Source organism: Microcoleus sp. D2_18a_D3, from assembly GCF_036702455.1.
In the GTDB taxonomy this organism is placed as follows: domain Bacteria; phylum Cyanobacteriota; class Cyanobacteriia; order Cyanobacteriales; family Microcoleaceae; genus Microcoleus.
Genome location: NZ_JAUBTK010000142.1, coordinates 1 through 9,023, shown reverse-complemented (window position 1 = coordinate 9,023; position 9,023 = coordinate 1). Strand labels below are relative to the sequence as shown.

At 43.3% G+C, this 9,023-nt stretch carries 5 protein-coding genes and 1 pseudogene; 5 read left to right on the top strand and 1 reads right to left on the bottom strand.

What is annotated here, in order from left to right; genetic code table 11:
* Nucleotides 1–986: calcium-binding protein (locus QUB06_RS33035; protein WP_333438868.1), on the top strand; the 986-nt coding region annotated here is incomplete at its 5' end.
* Here the strand turns inward: QUB06_RS33035 and QUB06_RS33030 are convergent.
* On the bottom strand, nucleotides 983–1,297 hold the full coding sequence (locus tag QUB06_RS33030) for a hypothetical protein (RefSeq protein ID WP_333438866.1): 315 nt from the start codon (nucleotides 1,295–1,297) through the stop codon (nucleotides 983–985). The genes QUB06_RS33035 and QUB06_RS33030 overlap by 4 nt on opposite strands.
* 216 nt (nucleotides 1,298–1,513) lie before the next feature.
* Between QUB06_RS33030 and QUB06_RS33025 the strand changes: the two genes are divergently transcribed.
* From QUB06_RS33025 to QUB06_RS33010, 4 genes and pseudogenes are all read left to right on the top strand, one after another.
* Entirely contained in the window at nucleotides 1,514–2,479 is a 966-nt protein-coding gene (locus tag QUB06_RS33025; RefSeq protein ID WP_333438864.1) for a threo-3-hydroxy-L-aspartate ammonia-lyase, read from the top strand.
* A gap of 119 nt (nucleotides 2,480–2,598) precedes the next feature.
* A complete protein-coding gene (locus QUB06_RS33020; RefSeq protein WP_333438862.1) occupies nucleotides 2,599–5,931 on the top strand; it encodes a DUF499 domain-containing protein in 3,333 nt (1,110 codons plus the stop codon).
* Nucleotides 5,932–6,159: 228 nt separating this feature from the next.
* Entirely contained in the window at nucleotides 6,160–6,588 is a 429-nt protein-coding gene (locus QUB06_RS33015; protein ID WP_242719412.1) for a DUF7680 family protein, read from the top strand.
* A 335-nt stretch (nucleotides 6,589–6,923) separates the two neighbouring features.
* Nucleotides 6,924–8,600 (top strand): annotated as a pseudogene (locus QUB06_RS33010) (IS1634 family transposase).
* Nucleotides 8,601–9,023 lie beyond the last annotated feature (423 nt).

Sequence of the window (9,023 nt, the reverse complement as noted above, 5' to 3'; positions counted from 1 at the left end):
TTGACGGTGTTAGCGGTTCAACTCCTGACATTACTGGCCAAGAGTTAGTGATTTTCACAGGCGGCAGTTATGCCTCTTTGGAAGCTGCACAAGCTAAAGCCCTGGGCAATTCTACAACTGCTGGTTTCTTCGCATTTACGAATGCGTCGAACGAAACGGTGTTGTATTTTGACTCGAACGGTACCGCAGCGGCTGGTTCTACCTTGATTGCGAATCTGGGTACGGCTGCTAGCAATCTGGGAACGGCGGACTTTGTATTTACAGGTACGATCGCACCTTCTGCCAGTGGTACTACTACCAACTCAGGTAGCGTTGCCGATTTAACTGCTGCTGGGAACACTTTCCCGACCGACTTTAACAATTTCGGTTCAGGTGCTGGCGGTTACAACTTCAGCACTCCTGTCTTGTTTACAGGAGATGCGGATATTAACAGGGTCACTGGTACTGAATTTGCTGACATCTTGAATGGCGGAGCGAATGTTGATCTTTTAGTCGGCGGTGCAGGTAACGACAGCATCTCCGGCGACGATGGTAACGACAATCTCTTCGGCGACGCGGGTAGCGATACTCTCAACGGCGGCATCGGGAATGACACTTTAACCGGTGGTGCGGGAACCAATGTTCTCAACGGTGGTGCTGGTGCGGATGTGTTTGTGTTCACCGGAACTACTGCTGGCGGCGGGGATGTAATTACCAATTACAGCATTACTGACGATCAAATTAACATCGACAACACTGGTTTTCCAGGCTTTACAACCGGATCTGGACTTTTGCGTGAGAGTTTCTACGCTTACAGCAGCACAGTTTCTGTAACTGCGCTGGAAGCAACTTTAACCGGCCCGTCCATCATGGCTATCTACGACGGTTTGTCTACTAAACTGTATTACGATAGCAACGGTTCTACGGTTGGCGGTAACAGTTTGTTTGCAACTGTCAATAATGTCGATTTAGGAATTTCCGGTAATTCTGAATTGTTCTTGTTCTAAACGGCAAGAATCCTAATCGGGATATCGGTACGGTTAGGGACACAGCAATGCTGTGTCCCTACAATACAGAGGTAAGGACACAGTAATGCTGTGTCCTTTTTTTTAATTGTTAAACAATTTAGTCGCTCTTTTTTGGGTATGGAAATGGCATTGCCGTGTCCTCTTTTGCGTTGTTCGGGTTGGAGTCGATCGCACTCGCGAGGGCAGTTCCACCATCCAATCCGGTTGATTTTACCCGTTAGCCGAAATCTGGATACAGCGCCGTGCCATTTCCCTACAATTAATTGGGCGGTGGTTAAGTTTGTATTCATTAATCCCTCTCCTATGCAAATACAAATGCCACTTTACTTTTTGATAGTAAATTGTCATAACTTTGATTTTAGTCAACAGCTTTTTTAACCATTAAGCGCAACACCTAATAATTCTTGTCGTCCAAAATATAATAAAAATTTATAATTTAATGGTACGAGTGAAGCGGCAATGCCCACCCTACAAATAGAACCCTCGATCGCCCTAATCTAAAATCTATGAGTGCCCCATTCCGTGCCCAAAATCCCTTGTCAGTCAGTTTCGCGGATGTGGAGGCGGCGGCAAATCGCTTGCAGCGCACAGCTTTCAAGACACCGGTGCTGACTTCGGAAACTTTCAACAAACAGACGAATTCTCAGGTATTTTTCAAGTGCGAAAACTTTCAGCGCACGGGTTCGTTTAAATTTCGGGGTGCTTGCAATGCTTTGATGCAGCTATCTGAAGCTGAAAAACAGCGGGGAGTGTTGACTTTTTCTTCGGGAAATCACGCGCAGGCGATCGCCCTTGCGGCCCAGTTATTACAGATTCCTGCTACTGTTGTCATGCCGGCAGATGCGCCCAAAGTCAAGCAAGAGGCGACTCGTGGCTACGGTGCAGAGATTATTTTGTACGATCGCACTCAAGTTTCCCGCGAAGAGTTAGCGACTAAAATTGCCGCAGAACGGCACTTGAAAATTATTCCTCCTTATGATGATGCGCGGGTGATTGCGGGACAAGGTACGGCGGCGCTGGAATTAATCGCAGAAGTTGGGGAGTTGGATTTGCTGCTGGTTTGTTGCGGTGGCGGGGGTTTGCTGTCGGGATGCGCGATCGCGACAAAAACTTTGTCTCCGCAGTGTAAAGTAATAGGAGTAGAACCGGAACAAGCAGACGATGCGGCGCGATCGTTCCGCACGAAAACGCTGCAAACTGTTACTAACCCGGATACGATTGCTGATGGTGCGCGCACGCCATCTTTGGGGAAATTAACCTTTCCTTTGGTGCTGCATTATGTTGATGATATGGCAACAGTTTCAGAAGACGCAATTCGCAGTACAATGTTTTTTATGTGGGAACGCATGAAGATAGTTGTTGAACCGACGGGAGTGCTGGGGGCAGCAGCTTTGCTTTCAGGTGTTGTGAAAGCTGAAAATGCGAGAGTTGGGGTAATTGTCAGCGGGGGAAATGTCGATTTTAGTCATTAGTTATTGGATATCGGAATGATTTAACCGCAGAGAACGCAGAGAACACAGAGGGAGACAAGAGAGAGATGAATAATTCCGATGAAGTGCGGAATTGATATTATTAGTTAAGGAGCTTTGAGATGCTGCCATTAATCTTTGATACCTGCGTGCCCAGAGATGAGATTTTATCGGGAGACTTGTCTCTAGATTTATTTGCAGCAAAATTGCGGTTGGTAGTGGAAGGAAATGCACCTCAAGTTTATCAAGATGCTAATAAATTCTTTGCCAATACCTTCGCAACTGATGGGATTAAAACCCTAATCCGGGAAGTTTTCAGCCGCTTGATGAAGCAAAGCGCCGGGGCTGGGGTAGTTCGTTTGGAAACGAGTTTTGGGGGCGGCAAAACTCACGATGAAATTGCACTCTGGCATATCTGCAAGCAAGGGCGAGAAATTTTCGGATTGGAACGCTTTACAGATATTAGTGTGATTCCCGATCGCCCGATCCAAGTTGCAGCGATCGACGGTCGAGATTTAGACCCTGAACAAGGAGTTTATCACTCGGACAGCGGCTTGACAACCTACACTCTTTGGGGCGAAATTGCTTACCAAATTGGCGGGATTGCAGGCTATCAGTTAGTGCAAGGCAGCGATAAAAGCGGTGTCAGTCCCGGTACTTCGGTGGTAGAACGGTTGACGGGGGGACAGCCGACTGTGATTATTTTAGATGAAATTGCGCGGTATTTGCGATCGGCAAAAGCGAAACAAATTGGCAACAGCGATTTAGCCAAACAAGTGGTAGCTTTTCTATTTTCCTTGATGGATTTGGCGGCAGCCTGCGATAATTTAGTATTGGTTTATTCCCTCGCCTCGACAGCAGATACTTTTGCGGAAGAAACGGCAGAATTGCAAGAAACGATGCGCGCTTCTGCAAGACAAGAAAGGGTTTTGAGCCCTTCTACAGATATCGAAATTTACAACATCGTCAAACAGCGCGTGTTTGCCAGAGTTAGCGAGGAAGCGGCGCAAAAAGCGGCATCGGAATATTTGGCGGCTTATCGCAATTGCCGCGTTAATTTGCCCGATGGGTGCAAAGATGCGTCATACTCAGAAGCGATCGCCCAAAGTTATCCGTTTCACCCGGAATTGTTCAATCTTTTAACTAAAAAAATTGCTTCTATTCCTGAATTCCAGAAGACGCGGGGGGCTTTGCGATTGTTCGCGCAAGTCGTGCGGCATTTGTGGAGTGTAGAAGGAGTCAGGAGTCAGGAGTCAGGAGTCAGGAGTCAGGAAGGAGAATTCAGGAGTGAGGAAGAAGAATTCAGGAGGGACAATTCTGGATTCAGGATTCTGACTCCTGACTCCTTTCTTCCCATGATTCACACGCATCACATTCCTATAGGGATGGATGGCGAAATTACTAACGATCTTACTTCTCGGTTGCAACGATCGCCCTTGCGGAATGCGATCGGCGCTGATATCTACAATCCCGATGGTAGGCCGGCTTACGCACAATTGCAAGATGGGGAATGGATAGCAGCGGGAAAACCGCCGTTTTCTACTTTGGTAAGCAGAACAATATTTTTGCATTCTCTGACTCAGGGAAATTCTTCGGGAATTCGGCTGGCGGAGTTGAATTTGTCGCTGCTGACTCCGGGGGTTGACAGCGGTTTTGTCGATCGCGCTTTAGACAGACTAACTAAGGTAGCCTGGTATTTAGACTTCGATCCGATCACATCTTTAGCCCGGTTTAAAGAAGAACCTTCGATCAATAAAATCATTACCGAAGAGAAAGAACAAGTTGGGGTAATATTGGCGAAAGAAGATTTGCGAACTCGCCGGGATAGCATTTTTGCCAAGAAATTCTTTACCTTAGTTTCTAATATCGAAAGTCCCGGAAATGTAGACGATAACCCGGATGAGGTGGCGTTGTGCGCGATCGACTTTGACGATGCGACGGTGAATGCTTCTACCGACGCAGCCCCGGAATTAATCGAGAGAATTTTCCACAATAGCGGCGAAGCGGGGAAGTTTCGCACCTACCGCAATCGCTTGTTATTTTTGGTGGCGAATCGGCTAGAATTAGAAAACGCGATCGACAATGCCAGAGAATATAAAGCAATTCAAAATATTCTCAAAAGTCAGAACCGGATGGCCGATTTATCGGGAAGCCAGCAGAAGGAATTGAAGGGACGGGAAGGCACAAAAGATATGGATGTGAGAGTATCTTTGACTAATACTTACCGCCATTTATTTTATCCTTCAAATGACCAAGTAAAAGCACCAAAAGGATTGATGCACTACACTCTTACCGCCCAGGATGCGAGTATGGTGAAAGGCAAAAATAACCAGCAAGATGTGATTCTCAAAGTCCTCAAAGATTGCGGCAAAATTCGCGCCGAAGAAGCTAAACCTTTCGCCCCGGCTTTTATCTTGCAAAAAGTTTGGCCTCTGGGGTTGGATAGTTGGACGACGAAGGCGCTGCGCGATGCTTTTGCTAAGGATTTGAGTTTGAATATTCTCCTTGATGCGGAAGTTGGGAAGCTGCGGGACACGATTCGCGAAGGTTTGAAAATGGGCAATTGGGATATGAAAGTCGGGGAGAGACTATTTATCAAAACTGATGATAGCGTGTTGGCGCTGCCGGAGACGATCGAATTTAGCGATCGTGCCTCCCTATACAGACGCGGCATTCTCGAACCTCCAGCGCCCAAAGAAGTGGAACTCAGCGCTCAATTGATGCCCAGTACAGAAGCGGCAAAACCCGTGCGCGTCAGGTGGAAAGCGAAAGGAGCACTGACGGTTAGTTTGTATCAAAATGATAGTTTAGTGCCGGGAAATTTCCGCCCTTCCGATGAGTATGACGCCACCATTGTTAATAACACTATTTTTCGTGTGGTGGCCGATTACGGTAACGGGGAAACAGCAGAAAAAGCAACCAATGTCAATCTAAATCCTCAAGTTTCTAGCGTGCGAGATAGTGACAATTCTCCTTATGTTGTGGAAACGCTACAGCCGAGTTTGTGGGAGGCGAAACCGCCGATTATCCAAATTGACGGCACGATAAGTGCGGTATTTACGGGATTGGGCGATCGCATTAGCGACTACAAAGTGCAAGGCATCGAAGTGCTAGAATTGTCTGTGGATCAGGTAATGGATTATCGCAAATTGGGAACAGCAATTGCCCTATTGCAGCGCTGGCAACCGCAAATCGACCAAACCGCAACCATTCAAACCGGCGACCAATTTGTGCGGCTGGAATATCAAGGGGCGTTGCGGGGGTTTCAGAGCTTTTTCTCGACTATCAACAGTTTGTTGAACAGTCCCGACGCGCAAGCAGATGTTAGTTTGAAACTCACCTTAGAATTCCAGCCAGCTTTGTCAGCAAATGCCTCAGATATTAGCAGTATAAAACAAACGCTCGATCGCAATCCAGTAGAAAGGCTGAGTTTGACGGCAAGAGTGATATATTGAAACAGTTCGTATTTATCTGAGTCTAGATCCCCCTAAATCCCCCTTAAGAAGGGGAGTAGGGGTTGACTTTGAGTTACTTCCGGTCCCCCCCTTCTTAAGGGGGGCTAGGGGGGATCTAAGTTTAATTATATTACCAACAATCTGTAACTACCTTTGAACTTAAGTTGACATCAATAAGCAGTGCCACGCCCCTAAAAACCTGGAATATGCTATAATTTCGATTATTTTATGCAAGAATTTCAATTACGAGTTTTGCCTTTAGATCATAACAATTTTGCTTTGGAACTCTACCAGTGTGCTTATAAAAAAGCCGGAGAGAAAAAACGTCCTGCTGCTAAAAAATTGGGGCGACTCAAAGGAAATGCCCTGGTTTTGGCCAGACAGACAATTTATGCAACTCTCAAAGCGAATAATTACGATCCGAAAAGTTTATCTCAGCAGCGACAAACTCCTTATATTTTATCAGAAGAATCTGGCGTAAGTTTGGCGATTTTATTTCAATCGCTGCAACCGCTATCGAAAACCGAACGAATTGCGAATATTGCCGAAGGGATTATGGCGATGAGTAATGAAGAAGCGCATTATTGGTTCGGTAAAATTGCCAATGGAAATCGTTCAAATGCTTTGAAAGCTTTGCGAATTTTATTGGGAGATTAATCTGATGAAAGTAGCTGATTTGACCTATCTACTCGTTCCCAGGCTCTGCCTGGTAACGCATATCAGGAGGCTCTGCCTCCAATCTTTCCCAGCCACAAACGAGGCAGAGCCTCTAGACAACACGACTCATATTAAATTTCGTCATTCCGATAGTCCGTCAGGGGTTGAAACCCCTGCCTCATAGCTAAAGTCGTCTAACCCACATTCCGCAGATATTCAGACAAATTTAATAGTTTTAAATTTGGAAATTTGAAGCCCTGAAATAAATACCCAGCAAGAATTTCAAGTTTTGCTAAGATTAGATAATAGAGTCAGTAACACAGGTGTAAAAAAATATGAATCAGCCCCAAAACGAAATTAAAGTCCTCAACATAGACCATTTAGGAATAATAGCCGGAATTATCGATGAAATGGAACTGGTAGAATTAGTGAATCAACAAGTGGGTATCAAGAAAAAAGAGATGCTAACTCCAGGACAAGTAATGAAAGCGATGATTTTGAATGGATTAGGTTTTTTGAGCGCCCCCTTATACCTATTTGAACACTTTTTTATCGGAAAAGCAACAGAACATCTCATTGGAGAAGGAGTATTACCATCACATTTAAATGATGACCGACTAGCCAGAGCATTAGACAAATATTATGCAGCAGGCACAACACAACTATTTACAGCAATCGCCCTAAAAGCCGCCGAAAAATTTCAAGTAAAAATGAATAGCATACATTTGGATGGAACTTCAATGTATGTACATGGGGAGTACACAAAAGCGTCAGAAAAAGGAGTAAATTCAGTCAAGATTGAGGGAGAAGTGAAAATCCAAGAATCTGAGCCTGAATCAGACATGAAAGCCATAGAGCTCAAACATGGATATTCGAGGGATCATCGACCAGACCTCAAGCAATTTATAATTGACATGATTTGTACAGGAGACGGAGACGTACCATTATATCTGAAAATAGACTCAGGAAATATCGATGACAAAAGTGTGTTTGTAGAGCGATTAAAAGAATTCAAAAAATCCTGGACATTTGAAGGAATAAATGTAGCGTATAGTGCCTTATATACCAAAGATAATATCATCGCCATGAGAGAAATGAAATGGATAACTAGAGTTCCTTTAAGTATAAAATTAGCTCAGGATAAAATTTTAAGTATCGAAAATGAGGAATGGACAGAAAGTGAAATATCAGGATATAAAATGGTCGAAAAAGAAAGTGATTATGGAGAAATCAAGCAAAGATGGTTAATCGTAGAAAGTGAAGCGAGGAAAAAATCAAGTATTAAACAAGTAAATAAGCAAGTAGAAAAACAAAAAGAAAAAGCATCAGCCGCTCTCCGCAAGCTATCCAAACAAACTTTTGCTTGTGAACCCGATGCTAAAATGGCAATATAAAACTTATCAAACTCATTCAAATATCATAAAATCAACAATATTCAATATCAAAAAACAGCCGAATATGAGCAATCAGGTAGACCGAGTAAATTGGCAAATTTCACTCAAATTAATTATCGAGTAATCGGTGAATTAGAGGCTAAATTAGAAGTAATTGAAGCTGAAAAGACTGTGGCAGGCAGATTTATTTTAGCAACAAATATTATTGACAAAAATGAATTGAGTAATGACAACATACTCAAAGAATACAAAGCGCAACAATCTACAGAAAGAGGATTTAGATTCCTGAAAGATCCGTTATTTTTTACTTCAAGTGTCTTCGTAAAAAGTCCTGAGAGAGTAGAAGCAATTGCCATGATAATGGGACTGTGTTTGTTGGTCTATACCCTAGCACAAAGAAAGCTAAGACAAGAATTAGAATCTTCAGGAGTTTCGGTCAAGAATCAGGTGAAAAAATTAACAAATAAACCGACTATGCGCTGGATATTTCAAGTATTTCAGGCCGTACATTTGATAACGGTAAATGGACAAAAGCAAGTGAGCAATTTAACGGTAGAACATCAAAAAATTCTTTCTTGTTTAGGGACAGTCTGTCGTCAATATTATCTAATTATTTAATCAGGAGGATTTGACGGATTCAAATTGAAATATTTGTTGATAAATAAACATAATTTTTTAGCCAACATAATTATTATATTGGTCGAAAAACCTATGGATTTATTGGAGTGTATTGTCTAATAACTTGAGCAAGTTATTGTCAGGGAAACAAGCGGGGATTCAACTTGAGATATTGTCTACTAATTTTCACAAAAAGTAGAAACTAAAATTGAAAAAATTAGCCTAAAAAAATTTAGATGCCTTTGCTCTTTCAATAATATCAGTAAGATGAATCACATCTGCGGAATGTGGGGTCTAAAGACGACTCATATTCATTTTCGTCATTCCGATAGTCCGTCAGGGGTTGAAACCCTGCCTCATAGCTAAAGTCGTCTAAAGACGACTAATATTAAATCTGGCTTTAATACAGGATCTATTCTTTAT

Coding starts and splice junctions, on each gene's coding strand:
- QUB06_RS33030 (WP_333438866.1), bottom strand. CDS start 1,297: ATGAATACAAACTTAACCACCGCCCAATTAATTGTAGGGAAATGGCAC.
- QUB06_RS33025 (WP_333438864.1), top strand. CDS start 1,514: ATGAGTGCCCCATTCCGTGCCCAAAATCCCTTGTCAGTCAGTTTCGCG.
- QUB06_RS33020 (WP_333438862.1), top strand. CDS start 2,599: ATGCTGCCATTAATCTTTGATACCTGCGTGCCCAGAGATGAGATTTTA.
- QUB06_RS33015 (WP_242719412.1), top strand. CDS start 6,160: ATGCAAGAATTTCAATTACGAGTTTTGCCTTTAGATCATAACAATTTT.